Origin of the sequence: Lamprobacter sp. (assembly GCF_034860625.1) — a bacterium.
In the GTDB taxonomy this organism is placed as follows: Bacteria; Pseudomonadota; Gammaproteobacteria; order Chromatiales; family Chromatiaceae; genus Lamprobacter.
On the sequence record NZ_JAYESN010000051.1, the window covers coordinates 1 to 25,157 of the forward strand.

Annotated in this window: 28 protein-coding genes and 1 pseudogene; 9 read left to right on the forward strand and 20 right to left on the reverse strand. The window is 56.9% G+C overall.

The features are described from left to right. The 4 genes from VBE63_RS14180 to VBE63_RS14195 all read right to left on the reverse strand — a co-directional run. Positions 1-306: DUF2887 domain-containing protein (locus tag VBE63_RS14180; protein WP_416274560.1), on the reverse strand; the 306-nt coding region annotated here is incomplete at its 3' end. A 115-nt stretch (positions 307-421) separates the two neighbouring features. Then, positions 422-748, reverse strand: a complete 327-nt coding sequence (locus tag VBE63_RS14185) for a type II toxin-antitoxin system PemK/MazF family toxin (RefSeq protein WP_323683715.1) — start codon at positions 746-748, stop codon at positions 422-424. Next, entirely contained in the window at positions 748-1,122 is a 375-nt protein-coding gene (locus VBE63_RS14190; protein ID WP_323683682.1) for a hypothetical protein, read from the reverse strand. Before VBE63_RS14190 ends, VBE63_RS14185 begins: the two co-directional genes overlap by 1 nt. Continuing rightward, on the reverse strand, positions 1,122-1,256 hold the full coding sequence (locus VBE63_RS14195; RefSeq protein ID WP_323683716.1) for a hypothetical protein: 135 nt from the start codon (positions 1,254-1,256) through the stop codon (positions 1,122-1,124). The genes VBE63_RS14190 and VBE63_RS14195 overlap by 1 nt, the downstream gene beginning before the upstream one ends. On the opposite strand from VBE63_RS14195, the pseudogene VBE63_RS14200 reads away from it, so the two are divergent. Beyond that, a pseudogene (locus VBE63_RS14200) lies at positions 1,215-1,750 on the forward strand (hypothetical protein); the annotation flags it as partial. The gene VBE63_RS14195 and the pseudogene VBE63_RS14200 sit on opposite strands and share 42 nt — an antisense overlap. 134 nt (positions 1,751-1,884) lie before the next feature. Here the strand turns inward: VBE63_RS14200 and VBE63_RS14205 are convergent. Genes VBE63_RS14205 through VBE63_RS14215 form a run of 3 tightly spaced genes read right to left on the reverse strand, consistent with a single transcriptional unit; the run spans position 1,885 to position 3,791 of the window. Continuing rightward, on the reverse strand, positions 1,885-2,370 hold the full coding sequence (locus VBE63_RS14205) for a DUF29 domain-containing protein (protein WP_323683683.1): 486 nt from the start codon (positions 2,368-2,370) through the stop codon (positions 1,885-1,887). A 47-nt stretch (positions 2,371-2,417) separates the two neighbouring features. Next, positions 2,418-3,389, reverse strand: coding sequence for an Rpn family recombination-promoting nuclease/putative transposase (locus VBE63_RS14210; protein WP_323683684.1), 972 nt, complete (start codon positions 3,387-3,389; stop codon positions 2,418-2,420). Positions 3,390-3,398: 9 nt separating this feature from the next. Beyond that, positions 3,399-3,791, reverse strand: a complete 393-nt coding sequence (locus VBE63_RS14215) for a hypothetical protein (protein ID WP_323683685.1) — start codon at positions 3,789-3,791, stop codon at positions 3,399-3,401. A 245-nt stretch (positions 3,792-4,036) separates the two neighbouring features. Between VBE63_RS14215 and VBE63_RS14220 the strand changes: the two genes are divergently transcribed. Next, positions 4,037-4,594, forward strand: coding sequence for a DUF3782 domain-containing protein (locus VBE63_RS14220; protein WP_323683686.1), 558 nt, complete (start codon positions 4,037-4,039; stop codon positions 4,592-4,594). 20 nt (positions 4,595-4,614) lie between these two features. Here VBE63_RS14220 and VBE63_RS14225 read toward each other — a convergent pair whose 3' ends face one another. Further along, positions 4,615-4,758, reverse strand: coding sequence for a hypothetical protein (locus tag VBE63_RS14225; RefSeq protein WP_323683687.1), 144 nt, complete (start codon positions 4,756-4,758; stop codon positions 4,615-4,617). A 149-nt stretch (positions 4,759-4,907) separates the two neighbouring features. Between VBE63_RS14225 and VBE63_RS14230 the strand changes: the two genes are divergently transcribed. From VBE63_RS14230 to VBE63_RS14240, 3 genes are all read left to right on the forward strand, one after another. Beyond that, positions 4,908-5,147: a ParD-like family protein gene (locus VBE63_RS14230; RefSeq protein WP_323683688.1), complete on the forward strand. Its 240-nt coding sequence runs from the start codon at positions 4,908-4,910 to the stop codon at positions 5,145-5,147. After that, positions 5,140-5,409 (forward strand): type II toxin-antitoxin system RelE/ParE family toxin, encoded by a 270-nt coding sequence (locus tag VBE63_RS14235; protein ID WP_323683689.1) that lies wholly within the window; start codon positions 5,140-5,142, stop codon positions 5,407-5,409. Before VBE63_RS14230 ends, VBE63_RS14235 begins: the two co-directional genes overlap by 8 nt. 105 nt (positions 5,410-5,514) lie before the next feature. Beyond that, entirely contained in the window at positions 5,515-5,775 is a 261-nt protein-coding gene (locus VBE63_RS14240) for a hypothetical protein (RefSeq protein ID WP_416274561.1), read from the forward strand. Positions 5,776-5,912: 137 nt separating this feature from the next. On the opposite strand, the gene VBE63_RS14245 is transcribed toward VBE63_RS14240, so the two are convergent. Further along, on the reverse strand, positions 5,913-6,815 hold the full coding sequence (locus tag VBE63_RS14245; protein WP_323683690.1) for a DUF2887 domain-containing protein: 903 nt from the start codon (positions 6,813-6,815) through the stop codon (positions 5,913-5,915). 275 nt (positions 6,816-7,090) lie between these two features. Here VBE63_RS14245 and VBE63_RS14250 point away from each other — a divergent pair, with 275 nt between their 5' ends. The 4 genes from VBE63_RS14250 (at position 7,091) to VBE63_RS14265 (ending at position 11,173) form a co-directional block, all read left to right on the forward strand. Beyond that, positions 7,091-7,804, forward strand: coding sequence for an FkbM family methyltransferase (locus VBE63_RS14250; protein WP_323683691.1), 714 nt, complete (start codon positions 7,091-7,093; stop codon positions 7,802-7,804). A 17-nt stretch (positions 7,805-7,821) separates the two neighbouring features. Continuing rightward, positions 7,822-8,718 (forward strand): sulfotransferase domain-containing protein, encoded by an 897-nt coding sequence (locus tag VBE63_RS14255; RefSeq protein WP_323683692.1) that lies wholly within the window; start codon positions 7,822-7,824, stop codon positions 8,716-8,718. Between the two features lie 2 nt (positions 8,719-8,720). Beyond that, on the forward strand, positions 8,721-9,902 hold the full coding sequence (locus VBE63_RS14260) for a glycosyltransferase (RefSeq protein ID WP_323683693.1): 1,182 nt from the start codon (positions 8,721-8,723) through the stop codon (positions 9,900-9,902). A gap of 209 nt (positions 9,903-10,111) precedes the next feature. Further along, positions 10,112-11,173, forward strand: a complete 1,062-nt coding sequence (locus VBE63_RS14265; protein WP_323683694.1) for a glycosyltransferase — start codon at positions 10,112-10,114, stop codon at positions 11,171-11,173. A 183-nt stretch (positions 11,174-11,356) separates the two neighbouring features. Here VBE63_RS14265 and VBE63_RS14270 read toward each other — a convergent pair whose 3' ends face one another. The 11 genes from VBE63_RS14270 to VBE63_RS14320 all read right to left on the reverse strand — a co-directional run bounded on the left by VBE63_RS14270 (position 11,357) and on the right by VBE63_RS14320 (position 25,108). Further along, on the reverse strand, positions 11,357-12,625 hold the full coding sequence (locus VBE63_RS14270) for a hypothetical protein (RefSeq protein WP_323683695.1): 1,269 nt from the start codon (positions 12,623-12,625) through the stop codon (positions 11,357-11,359). 11 nt (positions 12,626-12,636) lie between these two features. Beyond that, the gene (locus tag VBE63_RS14275) at positions 12,637-13,491 is read right to left on the reverse strand and encodes a glycosyltransferase family 2 protein (RefSeq protein WP_323683696.1); all 855 of its coding nucleotides are present in this window, start codon (positions 13,489-13,491) and stop codon (positions 12,637-12,639) included. Positions 13,492-13,604: 113 nt separating this feature from the next. Beyond that, a complete protein-coding gene (locus tag VBE63_RS14280; protein ID WP_323683697.1) occupies positions 13,605-14,891 on the reverse strand; it encodes a hypothetical protein in 1,287 nt (428 codons plus the stop codon). Positions 14,892-14,926: 35 nt separating this feature from the next. Continuing rightward, positions 14,927-16,216 (reverse strand): glycosyltransferase family 4 protein, encoded by a 1,290-nt coding sequence (locus VBE63_RS14285; protein ID WP_323683698.1) that lies wholly within the window; start codon positions 16,214-16,216, stop codon positions 14,927-14,929. Positions 16,217-16,232: 16 nt separating this feature from the next. Beyond that, the gene (locus VBE63_RS14290) at positions 16,233-16,970 is read right to left on the reverse strand and encodes a sulfotransferase family 2 domain-containing protein (protein WP_323683699.1); all 738 of its coding nucleotides are present in this window, start codon (positions 16,968-16,970) and stop codon (positions 16,233-16,235) included. A 190-nt stretch (positions 16,971-17,160) separates the two neighbouring features. Then, complete coding sequence (locus tag VBE63_RS14295; protein WP_323683700.1) at positions 17,161-18,546, reverse strand: hypothetical protein; 1,386 nt, start codon at positions 18,544-18,546, stop codon at positions 17,161-17,163. Between the two features lie 337 nt (positions 18,547-18,883). Further along, positions 18,884-19,135 (reverse strand): DUF433 domain-containing protein, encoded by a 252-nt coding sequence (locus VBE63_RS14300; protein ID WP_323683701.1) that lies wholly within the window; start codon positions 19,133-19,135, stop codon positions 18,884-18,886. Between the two features lie 184 nt (positions 19,136-19,319). Further along, positions 19,320-20,606: a glycosyltransferase family 4 protein gene (locus tag VBE63_RS14305; RefSeq protein WP_323683702.1), complete on the reverse strand. Its 1,287-nt coding sequence runs from the start codon at positions 20,604-20,606 to the stop codon at positions 19,320-19,322. Next, positions 20,596-21,969: an undecaprenyl-phosphate glucose phosphotransferase gene (locus VBE63_RS14310; RefSeq protein ID WP_323683703.1), complete on the reverse strand. Its 1,374-nt coding sequence runs from the start codon at positions 21,967-21,969 to the stop codon at positions 20,596-20,598. The genes VBE63_RS14305 and VBE63_RS14310 overlap by 11 nt, the downstream gene beginning before the upstream one ends. Positions 21,970-22,098: 129 nt before the next feature. After that, on the reverse strand, positions 22,099-22,824 hold the full coding sequence (locus tag VBE63_RS14315) for a hypothetical protein (protein ID WP_323683704.1): 726 nt from the start codon (positions 22,822-22,824) through the stop codon (positions 22,099-22,101). Beyond that, on the reverse strand, positions 22,814-25,108 hold the full coding sequence (locus VBE63_RS14320; protein ID WP_323683705.1) for a GumC family protein: 2,295 nt from the start codon (positions 25,106-25,108) through the stop codon (positions 22,814-22,816). Before VBE63_RS14320 ends, VBE63_RS14315 begins: the two co-directional genes overlap by 11 nt. Between the last annotated feature and the right edge of the window lie 49 nt (positions 25,109-25,157).

The window sequence follows — 25,157 nt, forward strand, 5'->3', positions numbered from 1 at the left end:
CCGGGCGGGGATGTCGGCGGCGCGCAGGAACACCGCGATACCGAGAACCTCGTGCTCGGGGTGCTCCTCACCGTACAGGCCCACCTTGGCGGCCAGATTGTACAGGGACTTGTCCACCGGCTGGGCCTGGAATTCAACCACATAGGCCGGACCTGCGTGGCCGTCGGGCGCGACCAGGCCATCGAGGCGGCGCTCGAGGTCAGCAACGGCGCCAGCTTTCAGCCCAAGACCTGGTGAGGCGCCCGCCACATCATCATCGTTCCAATCCTGCGTCCCGGTGTTCGATGTCCTAGAGCTTCCCCGCAAGCCTGTCCCGTCATGCGGCGCTGCGCGAGCCGACCATGAGGGTTAATGGTGACCCGTCCTGGGTTTTTCACCGTCCCGGTTTTGGTCCCGGTGCCCAACAGCGCATTAGCCCGGCCTACGGAGACGTTGTTGCGAACATTGCCTGCAGCGTGCGCAAGGTCTTATCGAGTGTCGCCGCATGCAGCGTCCCAAGGCGTTGAACCAGCCTGGCGCGGTCGAGTGTTCGGATCTGGTCGAGAACGATGAGCCCCCGCTTGCCCTTGAAGGTGACAGGGACGCGAAAAGCCGCCGGCCGCGAGCCCGTTGTCATGGGAGCCACGATCAGGGTTCGCAGGTGCTGATTCATCTCATTCGGCGAGATGACAACGCATGGACGGGTTTTCTGGATCTCACTGCCCACGGTCGGATCGAGCTGCGCCAGCCAAATGTCTCCCGTCTGCATCACCAAACCAGGTCATCGTCTCCTTGGTTGGCAAATTCCGGCCAGACCAAGGCATCCTCACCCTCCTGGGCGAGCTGTTCAGCATCTTTCGCCCAGCCTTCTCGTGGGTGGCGGCAAATGGGGCGGATCTCGATGACCCCGTCGCGAACTTGGAGATCCGCGGCACCCTCAAGCCCGAGCTGGGCCAGAATCGGCTTTGGGATCAGTACACCCCTAGAATTTCCCATTTTGCGAATGGCGACTTCCATCTTGATAGCCTCGGCAGAGATCACGCGGAAGCACAATGTTAGCACGCCCTGGCTGGATAGAACATCGAAGTCGGCGAGCAAGCCTGATGGGCTGCCGCGCGAGCCGACCATCGCCCCGAAGGCCATCAGTCCTCAGCCCGGTCTTGATCCTCAGACTGACCCCGCATCGCAGCCACCACCAGCCGATTCAGGTCATGGAGGATGCGCGCGAGGGCGACGAAGACTATCAAGAGCTGCGCGCCTCGGTCGGCGGCCTGCATCTCCTTGACTTCGACCTCTTCCCGCCACCGAGCGTCAACGTCAACAAGCCCTCTGGCGCTTTGAGATGCGCGATGAGTTCCAGCCCCAGGTCTCGCTCGGAAACATCCTGCAGATGAACCTGGTCGAACTCAACAAGGCCGACCGGCTCGGGCTACCACCCGGCCCCCTGCGCGCCTGGATCACCTTCTTCAAGCATTGGCAAGAGGAACTCACCATGGCCACCGTCGCCCACGAACCCGTCCAGCAAGCCATGGACCGCATCCGCCAACTCAGCGCCGATGAAGAAGCACGCCGCCTCGCCTTCGTGCGCGAGCGCGCATTGCACGACGAGGTCTCGTTTCTCAATGAAGCCAAGCGGGAAGGCCGCAAAGAAGGCCGCGAAGAAGTGGCCCGTCATCTTATCGCACTGAGGCTGCTGACTGATGAGCAGATTGCAACCGCCGCCGGCTTAACCGAGGCCGCGGTCAAAGCGTTGCGGGATGCGGCCGGATGATGTCTAAACTGCGCTAAGCAGACCCGCCCGGTTTAGCTGGCAGTCAATGATCCCGACGTTGCTTGGTCAGCCAAGCCTCGATGGTGGCTGGATCAAGCTCAGCAAACTGTTCCCGGAACTCGCCCATATCAACCTCAGTCGAGGATCATCGCTGTCGAACCGGGGTAAAAATCGTCAGACAGCAACTGCTCCGCCGGGTAAGGACAAGATGGGGGAAAGGTCTCAACAGGCACTCGACGCTCTTTGCTGGCTAGGTCAACGGCATCCGGGTAGGCGGCCATGATCGTCTCGTCGAGCGCGGACTTGAGACCTGGCGATTGGCGCAATAGCACGGCCAGTTGTTTGCGCTGCTCGGTGATGGTGACGCGCCAGCTTCGACCATCGAATTCACGCCACCGCTCGGAGAGAATCGGATACTGGTATTCCCATTTCAGCAAGTGCGCAATCAGGATCAACAATCGGCTGGCCAGCTCGCGTCGCTCACTCTTGCTCATATCGCTCAACTCGTCCAGCAGGTGTTCGATGTCCATCTCCGCAAAGCGGCGCGCGCGCAAAAGCTCCACATGACGCTTGGCCCATGTGCTGTAGTCGGTGTCATAAAGGGTGCTGAGTTCAGCCATCACAAAACCTCATTGCCGTTGGATGCCCGGCGCTTAGCCTGTGGCTCTCAAGGCAACACCTCATCAAGACTGCGGGCGTCGAGAATCCGGTCGGACCATTCCAAGAGTGTTTCCGCGTCGGCTTCGGTGATCCGGGTGCGGATGGGCTCGCTGGGTGGGCCGAATTTGCGCTCGATCTGGCGCAGGAGCATCTTCGCCCCGCCGCGCTGCTCGCCGCGCTGCTCGCCGCGCTGTTCGCCAAGCTGTTTGCCTTGTTCAATGTAGCGGTCGATCCAGGTTTCCATCAGCGGTTCTCCGGGAAAGGTCAGTTTTAGGAGGACGTGTGCCTGTTGCTCATCAAGGCGCCCTGTTCCTTTGACATAGTAGCGAAGTAGAGATTCTAGAATCGCTAGCGCGGTCTGATCGCGGCTGACCTTGGTGATCAACTCGAGTAGCTCGCTGAAGCGCTCTGTGGGCTGATCGCTGTAGATATGGCGCAGCGCCAGCTGGACCAGTCGGGTGAGCACCTCGCCCTTGATCTCCGTGTTGCTCTTCGCCGAGATGTCGTGCAGCCCATAGCCGAACTGCGGCACAAACGGTTTCAGTGCTTCAGGTAGCGGATCGATCAGATCCTGGAAGCTTGCAGGCGCGCGCCAGCGCGTCTGCCCGTGGTACAGCACCAGCGGGTAGATCGGCGGCAGCGTTTTGGCCTTGGGGTTCTGGTCGCGGTACAGCTCACCGCTGGCGACGATGTAGCGCAGTAGTTGCAGCAGCACCCAGTGCTCAGGCTGGCTCTTATGCTCAAAGAGCAGATAGACCGAGAGGGTGCTGTCTCGATAGGGAATCTGATAGATGAGATCCGAGTAGACCTTGCGCAGCGCCTCGGTCACGAAGGTATCGGGTGAGATGACGAGACGCTGCAGATCGAGATCGGCAAGGAGTTCCGGCGGCAGTGTGTGCCGCAGCAGATCGCGCGCAATGGCTGGACGCACGAAGTTCTCGCGGAAGAAGCAGTCGTGCGGGGTTGGAGTGCTCGTCATGCCCTGTGCTCAGCCTGCGGTGGCTGTTTGCAGGCCCGATTGATCGGGCGGATCGGTCGGAGCGCCGAACTTGAGGGTCAGTAGGTGAACCAAGAGCGCAGCCTCGCCCTCTTGGCGTCCGTCTTCATGGCTCAGTCGCTCGACACTGGTGACATAGGGCATCTTGGTCTCCTCCTCGAAGGCGATCAGATTATGCAGGAATTCGCGCTCTAGCGCCTCCGGAAGGCGCAGCATCCAGTCGATGAGGCGGAAGAGTTCAAGCACCTGTTCGCGTGAATATCCGCGTTGATAGAGTAGCCGGATCAGGTGCCATTTCCACTTCTTTCGGGTGAACTCATCCTTGCTTTCTCGAGCCTTGATTTGTGCCATCACGACGAGAGTGAAAGTATTGGGCTCGGTCATCAGCCGCGTGCTCAGCCAGCCCACCGCCGGGCTGGTAGGATGCCTGCGGGATGCGCTGGATGCTCACGCCCTGCTGCTGCTCCTGGCCGCGCTGGCCATCCCGATATTCGGGATAGACCGCCTTTGTCTGGGCTCTCCCGGATCTCCAACCCGTTCGGATTTTTATTTCAACAGCTTGGGAGACACGACGCGATGGGGGTCTACATCTTTCTGGACATCGACGCGGTATTGGAACGGAGAGGCACATGGCCACATCGGCAGAAGAGATTTGGGCACTGTTTCGTGAAACCGACCGCAAGTTTAACGAGGCTAACCAGCAGTTGACGCAGCGCTTCGAGGAAACCGATCGCAAGATCCAACAACTCAGCGAGCTCATCGGCCGCCAAGGCAACCGGCTTGGCGACTTCGTCCAGGAGATGGTCCGCCCGGCGGTGGTGCGCCTCCTGCGCGAGCGTGGACTGCCGGTGCACCAAGTCGCGCCCAACCTCAGCGCCTATGATGACAGCGGCCAAGTCATCGCCGAGGTCGATCTCCTCGCGCTCAACGCGCAGGTCGCCGTTGCGGTGGAATGCAAATCCCACCTCAGCGTCGACGACGTCAACGAACACCTCGAGCGTCTTGACCGATTCAAAGACTGCTTTCCGCACTACCGCGAGTATCAGCTCTTAGGCGCCGTCGCCGGCGTGGTCGTGCCGGATCAAGTCGGGCGTTATGCCTACCGCAAAGGTCTATTCGTGCTCGCCCAATCCGGACAAGCGATCGAGATCCGCAACGACGCGACCTTTCAGCCCAAGACCTGGTGAGGCGCCCGCCAAGCCATCGCCTATAAGGTCGTGCGTCCCGGTTTTCGATCTCCGAGCGCTTCCCCGCAAGCCTGGCCCGTCTTGCGCTGCGGCGCGATGCCGAACAACCGATGCCATTGGCGCAGCTGCTCGTCGCGGGGCTCGGTGGTGGTCTCATCCGTCATGGAGCGAGTAGAGCGGCTCGCTGAGTGAACGCCAGAGGGCCGGATTTGTGGGGATACCTCAGGGTCTGACTCTCTTTCCCCGCTGCGGCTTGAAGCACCCGATCGCCTCGGTTAAGCTACAAAAGTAGTAAGCTGTTGGAGAGACAACGATGGGTATGCCGGTGCGTATCGACGATGTACTGTACGAGGACGCCAGGCGCCAAGCGAAGGCAGAATCGAGGACGATTGCGGGCCAGATCGAGTTCTGGGCCAAGATCGGCAAGGCCGCCCTGGACAACCCGGACTTGCCTGTCGATTTCGTTCGCGACATCTTGATCGCACGCGCTGAGGGGCGCGAAGGTGCGGTCCCTTTCGTTCCTGAAGGATACCGGTCAGACAGCAATGGTTGATGTCTTGCAGTCGAGCGGTTTCCGCCGTGCCTACAAGCGTTTAAATTCAAATCAAACAGTGGATGTGGACAAGGCCGTGGTCGCGATCGTCGACAATCCGACGTTAGGCGAGGCCAAGAAGGGAGATCTTGCCGGTGTGTTTGTCTACAAGTTCCAATGCATCGACAGACGCTTTCTGCTTGCATACGAATACGATCCAGAAACCCGGTGGCTGCTGTTGGTTGGGACGCATGAGAACTTCTATCGCGATCTGAAACGCTGATTTCACGCAAGCGGGCTTCGTGAGACGCTCATTGCCGCACAGCCGTTCACCCCCGGACCATTGCGCGCCTGGATCACCGTCGCCCACGAACCCGTCCAGCAAGCCATGGACCGCATCCGCGAACTCAGCGCCGATGAAGAGGCGCGCCGCCTCGCCTTCGTGCGCGAGCGTGCATTGCACGACGAGGTCTCGTTTCTGAACGAGGCCAAGCGGGAAGGTCGCGAAGAAGTGGCCAGTCATCTGATCGCACTGAGGCTGCTGACTGATGAGCAGATTGCAACCGCCGCCGGCTTAACCGAGGCCACGGTCAAAGCGTTGCGGGATGCGGCCGGATCAAGCCCCTTGAGCCGCTCCTCCGGATCGTAGCGTTTGAGGACTTCATCAGGCGGTAGCCCCTTGAGCCGTTCTTCTGGGGTCATGTTTGCAAGCACCAGCTCATGGGTCTCGCGTAGAAATTCTTCCATGGTGTAGGCCATGTCAGGGTTCTCCTGGTGGTGATCAGCTCAATGGCGCTCGCTGTCGTCGCCGAGTAAATCCTTGACGCTGGTAGCATCGAAAATGCCATCCAGCCAGGTGTCGAGCTGCGCCTCAGACGCCGCGGAGATGCGCTGCGCGGCCCAAGGTGGCAACGGTCCGAAGCGGCGGGTGAGCTGTCGGCAGAGCGTTCCGACCTTGGCCTTGGCTTCGCCCCTAGCCTCACCTCTAGCCTCACCTCTAGCTTCACCCTTGGCTTCACCCTTGGCTTCACCCTTGGCAAAGATCGATTGATAGGCCTTCGTCTCCTCAAGCGGAGTCAACAGATTCAACATGGTCCAGATCTCCTCGTCGGTGTAACGGCTGAAGCGTTCAAACAACCAGAATTCCAACACCTCTGACAACGTCGCGCGGATATCTGCGTCGAGCGGCGCTTGTTGGATCGTCTGCCAGAGCACCGGTGCGCGCTGCGTCAGCTCCGCATCGCTATCGATGATCAGCGGCGCGAAGACCGCGACATAGGGGTTATCAGGCTCGCGCTCGAGCCGTTCGCGCAAGAAGCTGTCGAGACTGACACAGCGGATCGGCGAGCCGCGCTCGTGCACCCAGCTGGGCCGGACGGGGATGTCGGCGGCGCGCAGGAACACGGCGATACCGAGGACCTCGTGCTCGGGGTGCTCCTCACCGTACAGGCCCACCTTGGCGGCCAGATTGTACAGCGACTTATCTACCGGCTGGGCCTGGAATTCAACCACATAGGCCGGACCTGCGTGGCCGTCGGGCGCGACCAGGCCATCGAGGCGGCGCTCAAGGCTTTTGATGGTCAGCGAGCAGACCCTGTAGGCGCCTTCAAGCTGCAGGCCGCCGGTGAGCACCCGGAAGGCCTCGGGGCCACTGCGCAGAAACAGATAGATCGGGTGGTCGGTCTTCATGCCGGTCAGGATAGCCGACTGCGGCCCTGATGTGCGCCTTGAGTGACCCTAGTCATCGCTACCGGTCGAGTGATTAGCTGCCGGTTGAGCCTGGAACCTGATTTCACAGGCACCGATGCCATTGGCGCAGTTGCTCTTCGCGGGCCTCGGTGGTGGTCACCTCATCGCCTCTACGGATGTGCGTCCCGGTTTTCGCTCCCATTCAACATCGCCCCACCGGCTCGGATCGGTTAAGATGCGCCCCGCATCACGCGCTCACCGAGACGGACTCCCGGATGACCCCACGCCTGCGCAAATACCTCAAGCTCCTGCAGCGCCCCGCCTGTTGGCCGGCCTTGCTGCAGGGCGTCGCCGCCACCCTGGAGCACGACAGCGCCCTCGGGCGCGAGCACTTCGCCACCGTCATCGATGTCGGCGCCAACAAGGGCCAGTTCGCCACCTATGCCCGGCTGCGCTGGCCGCAGGCCCGGCTGATCTGCTTCGAGCCGCTGCCCGCGCCTCGGGCCAAGCTCGCCCGCGCCACCCGCGGCCAGGCCGAGATCCAGGCCTGCGCCCTCGGCGCCGCGCCCGGTGAGGGCGAACTGCACCTCGCCAGCCGCGCCGACTCCTCCTCACTACTCGCCTTGGGTGAGCGCCAAAAGACCCTCTTCGGCATGAACGAGACCGGCGTGCTGCGGGTGCCGATCCAGCGCCTGGACGCCTGCATCCGCCCACCGCTGGCACGGCCCAGTCTGCTGAAGATCGACGTGCAGGGGTTTGAGCTGGAGGTGCTCAAGGGTGCGACCGGGCTGTTGCCGGAGATCGATGTCGTCTATGTCGAAGCCTCCGATGTCGAGCTGTATCAAGGCCAGGCCCTGCATGCCGAGATCGAGCGCTTTCTCACCGCTGCGGGGTTTCGGGTCAAGGGGTGCTTCAATGAGCAATTCGACCAGGGGCAGCGGGTGCAGGCGGATTGGTTGTTTCGCTCTGCCTGTGAGCCCGCTCGCTGATAGCGGATGTCATCCAAATGTCTGCGCTTATTGATAGTAAGATCGCGCTTAGGTCCAATTTAATCCGAAAAGGGATCGCGCTCGCGTTGCAGGCGCCACGGACGCTGAAACGCTGGACCGCAACGTCCGATGAATATGGCAAGAATCCACCAATTATAGTGAATTCGATACCAAAAAGCGGAACGCATCTCTTGATGCAGGCTGCCCGTGCTTTACCAAATACCCAGTATTACGGCAGCTTTGTTGCGTGGTCATCGTCACTCACACTGAAAAAGCGCAGTGATCAAGAAATGCTGCGGAGATTGTCTCGTATTGTTCCAGGAGAGGTGGTTGGCGCACATCTCCACTACTCAACTGCTGTCAAAGAACAGTTGTGTAGGCAGAATGCCATCCATTGGTTGATCATACGCGACCCGATGGACGTGCTGCTTTCTGAAGCCCACTATCTTCGTTCGATGAATCGGTTTCATCGTATGGCACGCGAGTTTAGGTCTTTAGATCAGAACGAAAGTATTCGCCGGGCGCTCGAAGGGTCGCCAAATAGGCCAGATTTATACCCGAGCCTTGAAAAGCGGCTGCGTCCGTACCTCGATTGGATTAAAGACACCGATTGTATCATTGTCCGTTATGAGGACTTTCTCGAGCCTTTCAGATGTGAGTCTGAGATTAGGCGCTTGCTCCACAGTTGGCTTGAACCAGCCCGTGTGGACCCTCCAAGTATTGCGCATCTGACAAACAACCTCATGGCTGCCTTAGATCCTGCGAAGTCACATACCGTCAGCCGTCGTCAAAAAGCCAGTGAAGCGCCACTGCGCCAGCGTCTCGGGCAAAACGAAGGGCTGAATCGACTTCGGCGTGAAATGGGATATGACGAGCATGTAACATCGCACGACGAAACGGCAGATTCTGCATAGTCATGAAGATTCTACATGTCTTGCTTTCGCTTGCGCCACGGCGGGGCGGACCTGTCAGCGTCGTCAAGGCTCTGGCCTGCGCCCAGGCCGCAGCGGGCCACCAAGTCACTATCGCGACAACCAATGAGGACTACCCAAGCGGCATCCTCTGCCCGCCGGGTGAATCGACCCTCTGCGACGGACAAGTCAAGGTTCACTTTTTCCGCATCAATGCGCGGCCCATCAAGCTATCGCTTGCGCTTGCCCGATATCTACAAGCGAGGCTCAAGCAGTTTGATCTCTTGCATGTGCATGGCCTGTACCGCTTCCCATCGACCTACGCGGCCTATAGCGCACGCCAGCAGAAAGTGCCCTATGTCATCATGCCGCACGGGTCGCTTGACCCTTATCTGTATCATAAGAGTTCCGTCAGTACTGGGCTTAAACGGCTGTATGAGCGTTGGTTTGATTTTCCCAACCTGAACGCTGCCGGAGCGATCCACTATACCGCCGAGGATGAGCGCCGGTTGGTCGCGCCACTGGGCTTGCGCGCGCCTTCTTTCGTCGTACCCAATGGCATCGACTGGGCGCCCTTTGAACACCTACCGCCCAGAGGTGCCTTCCGTGCCCAGCATGCCCTTGGTGATGCACCCGTGGTGCTTTTTCTTGGCCGCCTGCACTACAAAAAGGGACTCGACATCCTAATTCCGGCCTTTGCTCAGGTCCGCGAGGCGCTTCCGGATGCGCGTCTGGCGATTGTCGGCCCTTCGAATGATGCCTATGGCGATCAGGTACGCGGCTGGGTGCGTGAGCAACGGCTTGAATCCGCCGTGGTCTTCGTCGATTTCCTCAGTGGCGCCGATGTGGTTCAGGCTTATGTCGATGCCGATGTCTTCGCGCTGCCGTCTTACACCGAGAACTTCGGCATGACGGTGGTCGAGGCCATGGCCTGCACCTGCCCGGTGGTCATTTCCCGGCATGTCAACATCCATCAGGAAGTCGCGGCCGATGGGGCCGGTCTGGTAACCGATTGCGATGCCGGCCAAGTCGCCAGCGCCATACTGGATTTACTCCATGATCCAGAACGCCGGCAGCGCATGGGCGAGCATGGACGCCGCTCGGCGCGCGAACGCTATGCCTGGCCGCAAATCGTCGAGCAACTCACCGAGGAATATCGCGGCGTGATTGATCGTCAAACACATTAGGAAACGATCGCATGAGGTGCCGTGATGGGTTGGCTTTTTGGTGCTGAGGTTTTGGCAATGCGTCCAGTTTATCCTGATGTGCGACATGGTTTTTGCTTCGTCTACCATCATACAAACACCGAACAAACCGCTCGGAGTCTTATAGGATGCGACAACAACCAACCAGAAGTAGGCTTGTCTTTCTCTGGGACAACTTCGGCCCCTATCACATGGATCGCGTCGATGCTGTGCATCGGCATCTGTCTGATCGATTCGAGATCATCGGGATTGAGCTAACACCCAAGAGCAGCACCTATGCTTGGGAATCGAGGCCATCGAAAACCTTCGAGAAGAGAACGGTCTTTGCCGACCGGGAGCTGCCGTCGTTGCTCATGCGAGTGCGTAAGATGCTGGCTCACATGCCGCCGCCTCGGCAGACTTGCTTCTTTCTCTGCCACTATCAAGACCCGGCAATCTTTCTGCTGGCTGCGATACTCCGCGTTCGCGGCGGGCGGGTCAGCACCATGAACAACTCAAAGTTCGACGATAAGCCGCGCTCGGTTTGGAAAGAGGTGGGCAAGTCACTTTTTCTGCTCCCCTATCATGGCGTGCTCTCTACCGGAACCCGGTCGAACGATTACTGGAGGTTCCTGGGTTTGAAAGCCGAAAACATCGCAGCTGAATATAACACCGTCAGCATCGAGCGTATTCGACGCCAGGCCAGGGTACCGCCTGCACCGAATGGCCCCGCGTTCGAGGATCGGCATTTTACCGCTATCGCCCGTCTTGTACCGAAGAAAAACCTCTCCATGCTCTTGTCGGCTTATGCGCTTTATCGCCAAGACAGCACAAATCCGCGTCCACTGCATCTATGCGGATCGGGGCCAGACGAGGCCGCCTTGCGGCAGCAAGCCGCAGATCTCGGCATTGCCGAGCAGATTGTCTTTCGTGGCTGGCTCCAGGACGCAGCAATCAGCCAGACACTTGGGCAAACCTTGGCGCTGTTGTTACCAAGCGTCGAAGAGCAATTTGGCAATGTTGTGATCGAGGCGCAAGCCATGGGGCTGCCGGTGATCCTCTCCGTTAACTGCGGGGCGCGCGATCTGCTAGTGCGCAGCGGCGTCAATGGCTTTGTCATTGAGCCGGACAATCCGCAAGGCATGGCTTATTTTATGGGGTTGTTGAGTGATAACGAGGACTTGTGGCAGCGAATGTGTCGAGCCACAAACGCCAGCGCCTCACTGGGCGATGTGCAACGGTTTGTGGATGGTGTAGAAGCGTTGACTAGCTAACACAATCTCAACTCAGGAAGCTGAAAGTGTCTTCTAAAATTCCTCTACGACAGCGATGGCGAGATGATTTCTCGCGCTGAACTTCGACTACCCAATGCAGCTATCGCATACTAAACCGCTATTAAAATTAAGAAAAAACTGTACTGCGTTTCGTTGAGAAACAGTACTACGATGACTAATCTCTCACAATGACTTGGGCTGCCCGATCCATTCCGCCAAGTCAATGATCATGAAACAGCGACGGCCGTCAGCCGTTGCGTCCACCCCGACTTGGGTTCCGGCACGATTCCAGCGTGGGTGGAGATCGCACTTTAAGTCTTTATCTTTAGAGCCGACATCATGGATGAATGTATGTACATCATATCGTTTACGCGTTGACATCTCGACCAAGATCAAAGGAGTGCGGCCTCCTTGCGGTTCAGGGTACTCGTCTAGGATCATCCAACAAAGGTCGGGGGAAATCATTGGGTGGCCGTCCAGCGGCAGTTGGCCGGGCATAAAGGGTTCCTTGACGTCAGTCACCGTCGAAACAATGAAATAGCTTTCGTTTAGTAGTTTGCCCTTAATTCGGCCCCGGAACATCCGTGCGACATTCACCAACGGCTTTACAAAGGGTGAGGCTAGAAGACCCGACTTGCGAGCGGCCGCCAGCCCTGACACGCTCTTGCGCATCCAGAGGATAATGTTGTCTTCATCGATCCAGTCGAAATGACTAACCTTCTCCTGTGCGAGTAACCGAAGATCGGTTCCATCGGGCCGTGCGGAAAAGATGATGCTGTATAGTGCATCATCCTGTGTCATAAACCGCAGCATGAAAACAATACGGCTTCCTCTGCGGTTAAAGGAGATATGGGTGACAAAAAGCTTAGTGCTCGTGGGGGCTTCGACGCCCTTTATTTCTGCCAATTCCTTAATAGAAAAGACAAGTGTTCGCCCACCCGTGGACAAATCGATGCGCCACAACCCGTCATCGTGTGGCCGAGGCTGTAGTTCTTCCTCCCGCACAAAACCAGCATAGCCGTAGGCTGGCCAGAGCACACCAAGACGCGCAAAATTGGGCGCAAAGCCGTAGGCTCCATCCGGAGAAATCGCACCCACTGCATGCGGTAGTTCCCGGCGATCACCACTGTCGAGATCGACGATCTCACATCCCGGGGCGTCGTTGATCCTTCGATTGTAGATTACTCGGCGACCCTCTGTAGGTATCCACATTGCGCGAGCACCTTGCTGAAAGTTCCAAGTGTCAGTCTTGCCAATCAACCGTGTCTTGTCGGTCTCTGGACTCCAGAGCAAAATACTAGCCCAGTCCCCCGGCCTTGGGAGTCGTCGAATTTCCGGGTCGACCTGAAGAAGCAGTACATCTTGATCGTCAGGGCTCCAAGGGCTCACGTCGTGGAATCCGAAGAAGCAGGACATCTGTCCTGGTGCCTGTGCCACAATTTTGGACGTCATAGAATGCTCTCCTATACTGCGTTGTTTTCAATGCCAGGTAAGCCACCTGTAAGAGACGGCAAATGTTGTGGGCTAATTTGATCGATTAACCTGTCAAAGGTACGCTTTGGGTGCGCAAACCGATAGAGCAGAGTTCTTAGCTTCTTACCCCGAATATCTCTTTCCGTCCGCTTGCGGCCCATAACTTTCTCGAAGACACGCTCATGGTTGCGCTTGCTCTCGGCGGCATGGCGCTGGCTGCCGGTAATGCTCTCCCCATGTATAGCAAAAGCCGACCAGAAGCCTGGTGCATGGATTAGTTGCATGTCGGCAAGTGACATATCAATTAATAGTTCCCAGTCCCAACTTGTGCGGTTGTCGACGTTAAAGCCACCAACTTTCCGAAAGCTTGGAGCACGGTAAAAGGTCGATTGTTGTAGTACCATTGTGTGTCCGCAAACGCTCTTGCGCGCTTCAAACTCTGTAGAATAAACACGACGCACTGGGTTGCCCGCCGCATCAGTGATGTATCCATCACCATAGACACAATCAGCGTCGGGATAGTGTAAAAGTATGGCAGCTGCATGCTCAAACATACCTGGCAAGAAAAAGTCATCGGCGTTGAGATAGATGAACCAATCACCAGTAGCTTGGTTAAATGCCTTATTTAAACCGTGGGCCGGTCCGTCGTCCGGTTCACACTGAATGAACAGTCGAGGGTCGTTGTATGCCCGGTATTCTTCCAAGATTGCAGTAGTATTATCTGTTGAACCAGGATCAACCACGATATACTCAAACTCTACGCTAGTTTGTCGTAAGACAGATTCCATGCAGCGGCGCAAAAAACGACCCTGATTATAAGCATTGGTTACCACTGAAAACTTCATAAACAAGCCTCTTCGCGAATATCATCGTTACGCAACTGTAAGACCTATTGCCTATCAATTACGCACGCACCGAGAGAGTCACGTTAATCATAACGCGGAAAAGCAACACAAGGTCATGATAATCCAGTTACTGGTGCTGCCGCTGTTGGCGCTCGACCAATCATTTCTTCGCCGCGCTGCCTGTAACTATACATAACGACAACAATATAATATGGCGTGACAAAACGACGTTCTGCACCAAATGGCGAGAAAAGAATGTCCCAAGCTAGCAAGATAGCGACAAAAATTTCAATAGCCGATGGCTTATGGCTTTTCATCAGGTAACTGGCACATGTTTTGGCAATAAGTAACAATAGCCAAAACCATACCAATGCACCAACGAATCCTGCCTCGAGCCATGCACCAAGAATGTGAGAGTGGCTTGGGATTAAACAATCACCCCATTCTTCTGGATCTGGGCGTAGGATATTAATGGGAGGCTGGTAACCATGTTCAATCATTGCAAATGCCCACATCATGTAATAATGACAGTCCTTGGCCCACGATCCGTGGCCAATGATAGGTGAGTCTTTGATAGCAGCTATCGCACCAAAAATTCCGCTACGTCCACCAAGAATCAAACCAAGCGATCCGGAAGATTGCCTCAAATATTTTTCTTGCGCCTGTTCTCCTAGTATTCCTGCCTTTGCAGCTTGTTCATAAAGTGTTAGCAAACCCCAAGAAACAGTGATCAATACGGCCCCAACCAGAAAAAGCGTCGGCAAACGGATAGTGCGTGCTTTGACTATCGCAAACACGGGTAGTAACAGCGCGGTTAGCAGGCAAATCCCCCCCAGACTACGATACCCAAGCAGTACATTAAGCACTCCGGCAGCTATCATCAGCCAAACTGCCGCGCGTCGATTGCGAGTGATGGAAGCCATAACGACAAAGAACAAGGTGACTGGGACGCCTATGCCGAATTTCCAGGGATGCCCTTCAGCGTAAGTGCCAGGATTGAAGAAATAGGCCAATAAACCACCAACAGCCAGCCCAAGTAAATATAATAAAATTCGCGAGTATCTTCCATCAATCAAAAGATAGAGAGTCATGAAGCTCAATAAAGTAAACGTAATCTTCGCCCAGCCACGCGCCAGATCGTCAAATGGCGTAGCGAGGATTAGATCGGTGAGCGCTTGACTTATCAGCCAAAGCACGCCAAAGGCTAAAAAAGTGCGCGGGAGCGGCTGCCATAATAGACGTCCAAGGCGCGCTAGCATGAGTGGCAGGATAGCGATGAGCAGTAAATCAGGGAGAAATAGTCGGCCGATCAGATTGAATTCAATAAAGCCGGTTACAGGAATCAAGAAAACAAGCAAATCCGCAAATCTAAGCGGAAGCCGTAGTTCTTGAACAGACACGCGTGGCGGATGTTGATACCCATACATATGTGGGTTTACGCGACTCTAGCAGTTGTATTAACCAGCCTTGAATAGAGCTGCTCTAGCTTGTCGCCGTAATGGACCTGACGATAGCGGGAGCGGATCAGGTTGGCATTCTCAAGTCCAACAGCTCTAAGGTGCGGTCGGTCGAGCCGAATCGCTTCTTGCATGGCGTCGGCCAGACGTACCGCATCCCCTGGGGGAATCAGCCGGCCATGAACGCCATCTTCGACGATCGAGCCGCTATTCGGTGTCGTAATGACATAACAGCCGCAGGCTAGGGCTTCGAAGACGACGCGGGCCGAGCCTTCGGCGAGCGAGGGGAACACAAAAACATCCGTTTCCGACAGCCTATGCGCTAATTCAGTCCGAGAAAGCAAGCCATGCAGATGCACGCGATCATCCTCAACGATTCTAGGATACTGTGCAGTGATTTGGACGGGTGCTGTGCCAAAGATGTCGAGTTGCATTGAAACGTTTCGTTGTCGCAGCAGGCTAATCGCCGTGACTAGCGCATCCGCGCCTTTTCTTTGTTCAAAAGAACCTGCGAATGTAAACCGAATGGGCGCTTCGTCAGAACGATCTTGGGCTTTCCGCTCCGGGATTGCGGAGAAAAAAGCATCATCAACACCGAGATAAATTACATGAACCAGCCTCGGATCCCATCCGCGGTTCAAAAAAGTCTGCTTAACAAACTCTGAATTAACCAAAACAGCATCTGCCTTTTGTATATCTTCGAGAATCATACGCCAGAAGCCGCTTTCTTCTTTGACATCCTCGTCTTTTGCAGGAAGTAGCCCGCGATGTTCAATAATCCAATCAACGAGCGCAGGATGAGCGATTGAATGATCGCACAATCTAATCATGCCCTTTAATTTTGCCCTTTTCAGAGAAGCATGCCCAAACCCGGCACGATAATGATAAATGATTGGATTATCCATGCATCGTGCATCTTCAATGATTCGTTTCGCCGACCTGCCATAGTTAATCATTGATTGATTATTTATCCAACTTCCGAGGCGCTCGAACTTTTTCCAGCGATTCTTCATGAGCCACTGCCCAATAATATACAATGCCTCTGCGCCCCAAAAAGCAATTACTCGGCTCTCCAATATGGTCTCTCGACGGGCAATTAACCGCTGAAATTTTTTTGACCGCTCAAGCCCTGTTGTTCGGAGGAATCGCACAACGAAAGCTGTTGGATAGGCGCCTGTAAAAAAACAGCTAAGCAGTCTACTGCGATCCATTTCCGCCGCAGCTGGGGCTAAGTGGAACTTACTAAAACCGTTTGAGATGATAATCATGCGAAAATGCCAACGTTTAGTGACGGAGAAAGGAATCTATTGCGTCTTTTTCTATAATTGCATAATCTCTTATTGCGTCAAATAACCTGATGTCTGCTGAGTAGTCGCTTCTGATTGCAGCTTCCGCTTTACTCGTAAATGTTAAATTCTCACTGGCTTCTTGCTTCCCAACAAAAGTCAGCTCTTTGCATTGAAGCTGCCACTCTTTTCTGAGAACCTCATAACCTTCGGATAATTTGCTGAAATTAATTAATTTATCGATTCCGACTTTTCCGGTAGTGTCCCGTATAAATTCAATCTGCTGCCTTCTGTGAGCAAGTAGATTATGGCTTGTCGACGCTTCTGTTGGCCATTGGCAGCAAAAATCCTCAAAATTTAATCTTTTTTTAATATCTTTTGATTGGTTCCACTGCTTGTAACTTGAACGAATACGATCAAAAGGATCGCGAAAAACAGCAAATTTCCGGACTTCGCTTAACGAATCGGGGTAAGACACTAACTGGAGTATTTCAATTTCCTGTAAAGTTAGGTGCTGAGAACAAAGCGTTACATCGAGAGGACCATGAAAGCGATCCCTTGCTGCAGGATTCGATGTCACTCTTTGCATTAGCGTGAAGGCCCTATTTAGGAGCGAGCGACGACCTAGTCTCGTTAACTTATGATCCGTCGCCAACCCAAGAGCAACTTCTATCGACTTTCCAGCATTCTTTGGAATATGAATAAATAACAGCTGTTGGTCTCGAAGATAGGCCATTGAATTACTCTCAAAGCGTTTTGATGATAATGATGCGGATATTTTGTAATGATAGAGTGCAAAATAAGATAATGGAAGGGGGTTATACTTTGTTTTTGAGTACCTTGTGGCTTGTAACCTGAATTAATTGCTTTGTTTCTAATCCCTTAAAAGGCTGAGATTGTCAAGTTGCAGTTCGACAATCCATTCGCTAACTCGGCGGAAAACTAATTTTTTGGTTGAAAAAGTGCTTGGCAGCAACAGTAAGCAACCATGTCGGTGGTGTTACTAAATTATTTAACCATTCCTTAAGGCTTATGTTGGCGAGACTGGTTGCTTTTGGAACTATATATATTGCCATTGCGACATCGGATATTAATAACGCTAAGCCAACGCCGGCGATACCGGTGATTGTAGCTGTCAGCCATGCCAATATAAACGCCGCCAGACCATAAACAATGACATAGTACATTGCTGCGGCTTGATGGCGATTTGTCGCATACATGACCATCAATGCTGCATACCAGACTCCGTCTACAACCGATCCTGTCAATAGAGCAGCAAAAAGCAGCCAATTCAGTGAAAATTGATCGCTTGTCCAGGCACCAAAGAGGTAAGAACCAACGACGGCTAAGGCCAGGCTAGCTGTAGCAGCACTCCAGAATGCAGCCTGACAGGAACGCTTGAAGAGGAATTGAAACTGAGATATATTCCCACGCCCATAGGCGAACGCCATCTCTGGTTGCATCAACTTATTGATGACAGCGCGGGGCTGCATCGCGAGTCGAGCCAGGGTGCGAGTAGCGGAAAAGACGGCGACCGCCGCTGGACCAAGCACAACACCAACGATCAGTCGCATCCCTTGTATGTTCATTGCGTTACCCAATGGAAAGGCTAGAGACGCAAAAGCGGGTGTTGTCAACCGCCGGATTTCACCGACCGACGCTCGTCTCCAACCGTAGTGAAGCCATGGCGTGGCGAAACGCAGCACAAACCAAGTCAGGAAGGTTCCCGCAACACGGCCTCCAAGAAAGGCTGCTGCTGCTGCAATGGGTCCACCGCCCAAGGCGATGGTAAGCGCTAGGGCTCCGAACTCAATGAAGGCCGTGAACGCAGCGAGAAGCATGCCAAGCGGGTAGCGGCCGGAGCACCAAAAACCGCCGTTGATGAGCCCGCCTTGAAATCCGACGAGTACATGCGCAACAAGTAAGAGCAGGACTACCTTGATCGACGCCTGATCGATAAACTGAAAGCCCAGCCATTGGGCCAAGGGCAGCGCCTCCAATGCAAGATATGCCGCAACGACAAGCAACGAGGATACGCCAAGCAACAGCAACCAGATGCTTTGGTAGACCGCAAGCGCCCCGGATTGATCGCCCGCTGCACTGCGCATCGACATATCGCGGCTGGCCGCGCCTGCGAATCCACCGTCGGCAATCGTCAAATAGGCGGGGATCGCTGCCACCATTAACCATTCACCGTAACCTTGCGCACCCCAAAAATGGAGAAACAAAGGCACCTCGGCGAGCCGAATGAAAATCTGAACGGCTTGAGAAATGCCTTGCGCACCGAAGCCACGAAGCAGGCGTTGACGCATTCCATGTTTTCTTTCTAGCATTGCGTACTCAATTGGGCAGAAAAAAAACAGAACTAAAGGTATAGTTTAGAAGCTCCGTCAGCACCTCATCGGTCGTCACGATTCGAGCCTCTGTGAGCGATTGGCTGACGCGAACTGCGCGCTCATGCAACTGATCTCTGGGATTCAGTAAGGCGATTCAGTAGCAGGTATTAGAAAACGGAATTCGCATTAGCGGGTTCTGCTCGTTCCATAGAGATAATGATCAAGCTCCGCCGCGGGACCCAACGAACATCATGGCCCCCGACAGCGAGAACGTTGATCGCCCCTCCCCAGACACAGGTATCAAGTAGCAGCTTCACGCAGCTGCGCCGAGGATCAACGGCTCGACGCGCTCATGCTCGACGAGACGATGCGCATAACTCAGGCAGGCGAGAATATCCGCCTGCTCTAGCCACGGGTAGCCCTCTAGCAGGGTGTCGAAGTCATCTCCGGTCGCGAGCATTCCCAACACATGCTCCACGGCGAGTCGGCGGCCGCGAATGATCGGTTTTCCCCCGAAAATTTCCGGGTTCACCGTAATGCGTTGCAACAATTGATCTTCGTTCATTGGGTTAAGCTCCGGAAATTCAGGGTCAGGTCTCCCATTGCACATCCTCAGATGGACTTTGCGCGGCAAAAAACCGGGATGGACCAAAACCACCGCTGCCAAGTCATAGTCGCCACTTTGACGATCCTGGCGACGCATCGAGAGAAAATGTCCATCAGCGATTCTCCGGAAGTACAGCAGGGATTCAAGGATGCCGTGAGAACCCGGGATCAGAATGCTTGTCCACGCCTGCGTCTGCGCTGACAGCACCGGGCGGCTCGGCAATCAGCTCACCATAGGCGCGCGCGGCGGCGTTGCGTCCTGCATGCTGTTCGACATAGGCGCGCCCGTTGCGGCCCAGGCGGGCGCGTTCGGCGGGATCGGCGATCAGGCGCTCGATAAGCTCGGCAAAGCTCGCCGGCTGGTTCGGCGGGCAGGTGACGAAGGCGTCGGACTCGGCGCGTAGGGCCTCCAGCGGTGAGCCGGGCTCGGCGGTGCAGACGAAGGGTCGGCCAGCGGCCATGATCGAATAGATCTTGCTCGGCACGGCAAAGGCCGCGCCGGCGGGGTCTTGCGGGACCAAGTGGATATGCCCCTCGGCCAGGCCCTCGGCAAGCCGGTCGGCAGGGCAGAGTGGCTCGAAGCGCAGATGGGTTAGGGCGCGCGCCTTGGCGTGCCGTTCTAGCGTCTCGCGATAATTGCCATCGCCACGAATGATCAGGGTCGCCTCTAGCCCACGTTGCTGTAGCACCCCGGCCAGGTCGATGAGCTGGTCCAGGCCCTGTTTGCGGCCGATATTGCCGCTGTAGAGAAGGCGTGGAGTGCCAGACTGCTCGGGCTGCGGACGGATCAGGTCGTCATCGACTGTGGGCGGCACGATGCTGATCGGGACGGTGATGCCAAGGTTGCGGATCGATTGCGCCATGGACTCGGATAGCGTGACGATGCGCGCCATCGGCTGCAACGCCCGGCGCTCAAGCCCTTCGATCAGCCGTGCAATCCGGGGTTGCCGAGCGATGCCGAGCGATTTGGCGAGCCCGGATTGGAGATCGTGCACCACGGCGAGCCGGCGGGTCGTCTTGCCCGAGCAGGCGAGCCGAACCGCCAGGACCGCGAGGATGGAGGGGCAAACGGCGATCACCACATCGGCGCGCGGGCGGCGGATCAGCCGCCACCAGGCGCGTAGGGCGAAGCGGCTTTCGGTCGCCAGCCGGCTGCGCAGGCCGCCACCGGGCTGATAGGAGGCCTGCGGGATACGCTCGATGGTCACGCCTTGATGCTGCTCGCGGTCCTGGCTGCCGTCGCGATACGCTGGATAGACCGCCATCTCCGGATACGCCGGGCGAGCGGTGAGCACCTCGATCTGGTGGCCTGCGGCGGCGAGCACCTCCGCCATCTGCTGCACTGGTGGCGCGCTACCGGCCTTCTCGGGCCAGTAGTAGAGCGAGACGAGGACGACGCGCTGTGCGGGCTTGACGGCCTTAGAATGCATGTTCGTCCTTGGTGAACAGCAGCTTTAGGGTCTTTAATATGGTAAGTAGATCCAGAAAAATGCTCCAGTTGTTGATGTAATAAAGATCGTGCTCCACGCGCTTGATGATCTTTTCTTCGGTGTCGGTTTCGCCTCGCCAGCCGTGGCATTGAGCCCACCCGGTGACGCCGGGCTTGACGCGGTGGCGACTAGCGTACAAATCGACGGCCTCCTGATACAGGCGGTTACCAGCCTTGGCCCGCGTTGCGTGTGGGCGTGGACCGACAATGGACATGGTGCCCTGAATCACATTGAAGAGTTGCGGAAGCTCATCGATGCTTGTACAGCGAATAAAGTGGCCGATACGAGTCACGCGGGGGTCGTTGCGCTCGGTCAGTTTTTCCGCATTGATATCGGTGAGGTCCGTATACATCGACCGGAACTTATAGACATCGATCAAGTTGTTGTTGAAGCCGTAGCGCTTCTGCACAAAAATCGGGTTGCCCTTGGATTCGAGGCGAATGGCCAGCGCCACCAATGCTAAAAAGGGCGAGAGCAGCAACACGGCCGGGAGCGCGATGGCGAGGTCTTCCGCGCGCTTGATGACCGCATGCCACTCATCGATCGGACGATCTTCGAGGCTGAGGACGTGCATGCCGCCAATCCGGTAGACGGGCCGATCGGCATAGAGCAGTCCGAGCTGCTCCGGTGCCATGTAGATATCGATGGCCCAGTTGGAGAGTTTTTTCAGGAGCTGGCGAATGCGGTCGTATGCACTCCAGGGCATCGCGATGATCACCAGGTCGATGCCTTTTTCGCACACCAAGCGCTCGAGTTCATCGGTGCCGCCGAGCAATGGCACCTTTGTCTGGTTGGTCGGAAGCCGGGTACAGCGATCGTCCACGAAACCGGTGACTTTAATTCCGTGGCCTTTGAAACGACTGAGATGCTTTAGGATGTTTTGCCCGTTCTCACCGGCACCAAGGATGATCGCCTGCCGGTGGTGTACCAAGCCATCGGGTAGTTTGTCGAGATACCAGGTAAGGACAAGGCGGCTGACGAGGATGTAGACGCTCAGCAGCGCAAACCAGCTGCCGATCCACAACCGGGAGAAGTTTTCCGTCCATTTGAGCATGAAGCCTGTGAGCAGCAGCGCGCCAAAGGCGACGAGGATGGCGCCAAAGGCCTTGGATGTCTGCGCAATCTGCTCACTGAAATGCCGCCAGTCGTAGAAGTGGTTGGCAAAGCCATAGGTCAAGAAGGTGATTGTCGCTAACAGGACGGCACCAGCGTAGCGCGGCCAGGGCCAAGTCGAGCCAACGTCTGGGTGCATGATCAAGAAGGCCAGCAGGGCCGAGAGGAAGACCGCCGCTGTGTCGGCCAAAAAGATCAGGTAGTTTGGGCGCTTAAACCAGGCCCTACGATGCGTCTGTTGGCTTGTACTGGGTAGTGCGAGCGCTGCCACGGATAAGTCCATGTGTTGTCGCCTCCGGCGTACAAGTGGTTGCGGTTGCTATGGGCTGAAGCGTTTTAGGTCGCGGTCAAACCGGCCCAGCAGTGCTTGATCTTTATTAAGCAAACGACGTGCCAATGCATTGATCTCGGGTCGGTTGGCCAGCCAAGCCATGAAGGCGCGGTTGCGGGCATAGATTTGCCGCTCCACATAAAGAGACTTTAGGTCTCGGCGCAGCGCATCGAGCATTGGCTGATCCCACGCCAGCGGGCAGCGGGCCGCGAGCTCCAGGCGATAAGCGACAAAATCGGGCTCTACAGGTGCTACGGTAAAAGATTGGCGCAGTGCTGCCATTGCGTTTTGGCAATCGCCGCTCGGCGGCATCTGAATGTTGGCCAGGTAACTCCAGCCCAAGGCTTGAACGGGGTTCCGCGCCAGCGTTTGTGAGAGTGCCTCGATAATAGCGGCTTTATGTTGCGCGAGTGTTGCCGGTGTCTCGTCTGGCAATGGCCGCATGGTTAAGATCGCGGCCAGGCGGCGCCATTCGTGTGAGCCGCGGTGCGCTGGCGGCACCCGGAACAGCCGCTCGGCTGCCTCTTCCACAAAGGCGGGTCCGTGGTCGTCCGATAAGAATTGTGATTGATACCGGGTGTAATAGCTATTGACGGGGATGCGGTTGAGCTCGGCGAGCAGTTGCTGGCCGTTGAGCAGCAGCAGGCCGATGCTGGCGACAATGACGAGCGCCGTCAGCAGGCTGTCGCGCGATGTCCAGCCCTCAGCTCGCATAGTAGTTGCCGTAGCGGCCGTAGTAGGAGGCATAGTCGCCATAGCCATAGTAGGCGTGCTTCTTCAGGTTCACCTGCGTCAGCACGGCGCCGCCTTCGGGTGCGTGGGCCTTGCGCAGCATGCTCAAGGCGTTTTTCACAGCCTCTCGCGCAGTGCTTTCCCATTTGACGACGAAGAGGGTGCTGTCCACATAGTGACTGAGCACTAAGGCGTCTGAGACTGCAAGCAGCGGCGGTGAGTCAACGATGACAACGTCGTAGGCAACGGCCGCTTCGCTGAGCAGCCGTTGCATCGCGTCCGACTGCAGCAGGGTCTGTGGATGCTCGATCTTGCCGCTGGTGGGGATGACGGCGAGACCGCTGTCGGGGTCGGTTTGGATGCACTGGCGCCAGTCGCTGACCTCACCGGTGAGATAGTCCGCAAAGGCCGCGGTGTCGGATGCTGCGGTGTTGCCAAATACCGTGCTGCTGATCTTGCCCCGCCTGAGGTCGGCCTCGATCAGTAAGACGCGGGTGTTGCCGGCGCGGGCGAGCAGCCGCGACAAGCTGACGCAGAAGGTGGTTTTGCCTTCACCGGGCAGTGAGGAGGTGATCAGCAGTCGCTTGGGCTTGGGGGCGCCGGCGCGCGTAAAGGCGAGCGCGGTGTAGACCGAGCGCAGGGCCTCGCCATAGGCTGAGGTTGGCTTTTTGAGGACGTATTGCGACGGCGTTTGTCCCTTGAGCTTGATTGCGCTGAGTTTTGGGATCATGCCGAGCCCTTTGATCTGCAGCATGTTTTCCAGCTGCTCTGGGGTGCGGTAGCCGTTGTCGAGGGCCTCGAGCAGGAAGGCCAGGCCGAGGCCGACCATCATTGACAACACCAGTGCGACGGCGAGCATGAGCCGCTTATTTGGAAAGCTCGGATTCGTCGGCACCTCGGCCTCTGAGATCACGCGCGCATCGGCCTTCTGCAGGTCTTCCTGGTTGCTGGTCTCCTTGAAGCGGGAGAGGAAGGTCTCGAGCAGCACGCGGCTGGATTGGGCCTCGCGCTCGAGCTCGCGCAGCTCGATGCGGGATTGCTGCAGCTCGGTGCTCTCGGTCTTGAGCTGGTCGAGGTTGTTGCTCAGCGCCTCGACCCGGGCACGGGCGATTAGGACCTCGTTCTCGACGTTCTGGGTGATCTTGCCGATCTCTTCGTCGAGCTTGCTGCGGATGTCGCGTAGCTCGGAGCGGACATTGATCACCTCTGGATGACGCGGACCATAGCGCTCGGAGATCTCGGCGGCCTTACGGCGAACCTCGGCCTCTTGCTCGCCCAGGCGCTGGATCAGCGGGGACTGCAGCACCTCACCGAGCGCTGCGGCACTGGCCTCGCCACGGGCGCGGACCTGACGATAGCGGGCTTCGGCCTCGGCGAGCTGGGTCCGGGCGTTGACCAGGTCCATGTTGAGCTCGGCGAGCTGCTGCTCGCTGATGGTGCCCTCGCCGATGGATTCGATAATGAAATGCTCCTCGCGATAGGCCTGGACCGCCCGCTCTGCGATCAGAACGCGTTGGCGCAGATCGGTGATGCGGTTGCTGAGCCAGTCGGTGGCGCGCTCGGTGGCCTCGAACTTGGCCTCGAGCTGGTCGTTGAGGTAGATCTCGGCCAGCGTGTTGGCCAGAAGCGCGGCCTTCTTGGGGCTTTCGGATTCAAAGGCGATCTTGATGGTATAGGACAGCTTGGGGTTCGAGGCCGAGAGCGCGCTCTTGACGTTGTCGACCACGTTGGCCTTCTCGCGGGCCTGGCGTTCTTCTTCGCTCATCGGTTCGGCCGATCGCTTCAGGCCGAGGGCCATCAGCCAATCCTCCGAGAGGTAGGTGCGAGGGTCAAGGAATTGCAGCACCGAGCTCTCGCTCCGAAGCGCCGGGTTGAATTCTGGGTCTTCGATCAGCTTGAGACGGTCGACCAATTGGCCGATCAGGTTGCGTGAGGCGATGATGTCCAGCTCGGTTTGGATGACGCTGGCATCGGCCGAGAGGCCCGACATGACGGCCTGGATGTCGACCACCGCTTCGCTGCGGGTTTGTAGGGTCAGTAGGGTGGCTGCGGTGTAGCGCGGGGTCAGCTGAAGCAGCACCATCAGCGCCAGCAGACAGAGGAAGGCCGCGGTACCAAGGATGACCGCGCGCCGCCGCCAGAGGACGCTGAACAACTCGCGGATGTCGATGAGGTCTGCGTCGTTGCCGGGATGAGCGGCGGCATAGGGGGCTGGCGCGGATGGCCCTGGCTGCGTGGTGTCGGTCTGTCTGCGTGCTGGCGTCATGCGTCGAGGGTTCCATCGTTGGCCATGGTCAAGACCGCGGTGGGTCTTG

Excerpts from the sequence above, each read along its gene's own strand:
- VBE63_RS14265 (WP_323683694.1), top strand. The coding sequence starts at position 10,112 with ATGGATCGCGTCGATGCTGTGCATCGGCATCTGTCTGATCGATTCGAG.
- VBE63_RS14290 (WP_323683699.1), bottom strand. The coding sequence starts at position 16,970 with ATGGCCTATCTTCGAGACCAACAGCTGTTATTTATTCATATTCCAAAG.
- VBE63_RS14320 (WP_323683705.1), bottom strand. The coding sequence starts at position 25,108 with ATGACGCCAGCACGCAGACAGACCGACACCACGCAGCCAGGGCCATCC.
- VBE63_RS14240 (WP_416274561.1), top strand. The coding sequence starts at position 5,515 with ATGGACCGCATCCGCGAACTCAGCGCCGATGAAGAGGCGCGCCGCCTC.
- VBE63_RS14205 (WP_323683683.1), bottom strand. The coding sequence starts at position 2,370 with ATGGCTGAACTCAGCACCCTTTATGACACCGACTACAGCACATGGGCC.
- VBE63_RS14315 (WP_323683704.1), bottom strand. The coding sequence starts at position 22,824 with ATGCGAGCTGAGGGCTGGACATCGCGCGACAGCCTGCTGACGGCGCTC.
- VBE63_RS14260 (WP_323683693.1), top strand. The coding sequence starts at position 8,721 with ATGAAGATTCTACATGTCTTGCTTTCGCTTGCGCCACGGCGGGGCGGA.
- VBE63_RS14285 (WP_323683698.1), bottom strand. The coding sequence starts at position 16,216 with ATGATTATCATCTCAAACGGTTTTAGTAAGTTCCACTTAGCCCCAGCT.
- VBE63_RS14225 (WP_323683687.1), bottom strand. The coding sequence starts at position 4,758 with ATGACGGATGAGACCACCACCGAGCCCCGCGACGAGCAGCTGCGCCAA.
- VBE63_RS14295 (WP_323683700.1), bottom strand. The coding sequence starts at position 18,546 with ATGCGTCAACGCCTGCTTCGTGGCTTCGGTGCGCAAGGCATTTCTCAA.
- VBE63_RS14195 (WP_323683716.1), bottom strand. The coding sequence starts at position 1,256 with ATGCAGGCCGCCGACCGAGGCGCGCAGCTCTTGATAGTCTTCGTCGCC.
- VBE63_RS14235 (WP_323683689.1), top strand. The coding sequence starts at position 5,140 with ATGGTTGATGTCTTGCAGTCGAGCGGTTTCCGCCGTGCCTACAAGCGT.
- VBE63_RS14300 (WP_323683701.1), bottom strand. The coding sequence starts at position 19,135 with ATGAACGAAGATCAATTGTTGCAACGCATTACGGTGAACCCGGAAATT.
- VBE63_RS14250 (WP_323683691.1), top strand. The coding sequence starts at position 7,091 with ATGACCCCACGCCTGCGCAAATACCTCAAGCTCCTGCAGCGCCCCGCC.
- VBE63_RS14305 (WP_323683702.1), bottom strand. The coding sequence starts at position 20,606 with ATGCATTCTAAGGCCGTCAAGCCCGCACAGCGCGTCGTCCTCGTCTCG.
- VBE63_RS14210 (WP_323683684.1), bottom strand. The coding sequence starts at position 3,389 with ATGACGAGCACTCCAACCCCGCACGACTGCTTCTTCCGCGAGAACTTC.
- VBE63_RS14275 (WP_323683696.1), bottom strand. The coding sequence starts at position 13,491 with ATGAAGTTTTCAGTGGTAACCAATGCTTATAATCAGGGTCGTTTTTTG.
- VBE63_RS14255 (WP_323683692.1), top strand. The coding sequence starts at position 7,822 with ATGTCTGCGCTTATTGATAGTAAGATCGCGCTTAGGTCCAATTTAATC.
- VBE63_RS14185 (WP_323683715.1), bottom strand. The coding sequence starts at position 748 with ATGCAGACGGGAGACATTTGGCTGGCGCAGCTCGATCCGACCGTGGGC.
- VBE63_RS14190 (WP_323683682.1), bottom strand. The coding sequence starts at position 1,122 with ATGGCCTTCGGGGCGATGGTCGGCTCGCGCGGCAGCCCATCAGGCTTG.
- VBE63_RS14245 (WP_323683690.1), bottom strand. The coding sequence starts at position 6,815 with ATGAAGACCGACCACCCGATCTATCTGTTTCTGCGCAGTGGCCCCGAG.
- VBE63_RS14270 (WP_323683695.1), bottom strand. The coding sequence starts at position 12,625 with ATGACGTCCAAAATTGTGGCACAGGCACCAGGACAGATGTCCTGCTTC.
- VBE63_RS14230 (WP_323683688.1), top strand. The coding sequence starts at position 4,908 with ATGGGTATGCCGGTGCGTATCGACGATGTACTGTACGAGGACGCCAGG.
- VBE63_RS14215 (WP_323683685.1), bottom strand. The coding sequence starts at position 3,791 with ATGACCGAGCCCAATACTTTCACTCTCGTCGTGATGGCACAAATCAAG.
- VBE63_RS14220 (WP_323683686.1), top strand. The coding sequence starts at position 4,037 with ATGGCCACATCGGCAGAAGAGATTTGGGCACTGTTTCGTGAAACCGAC.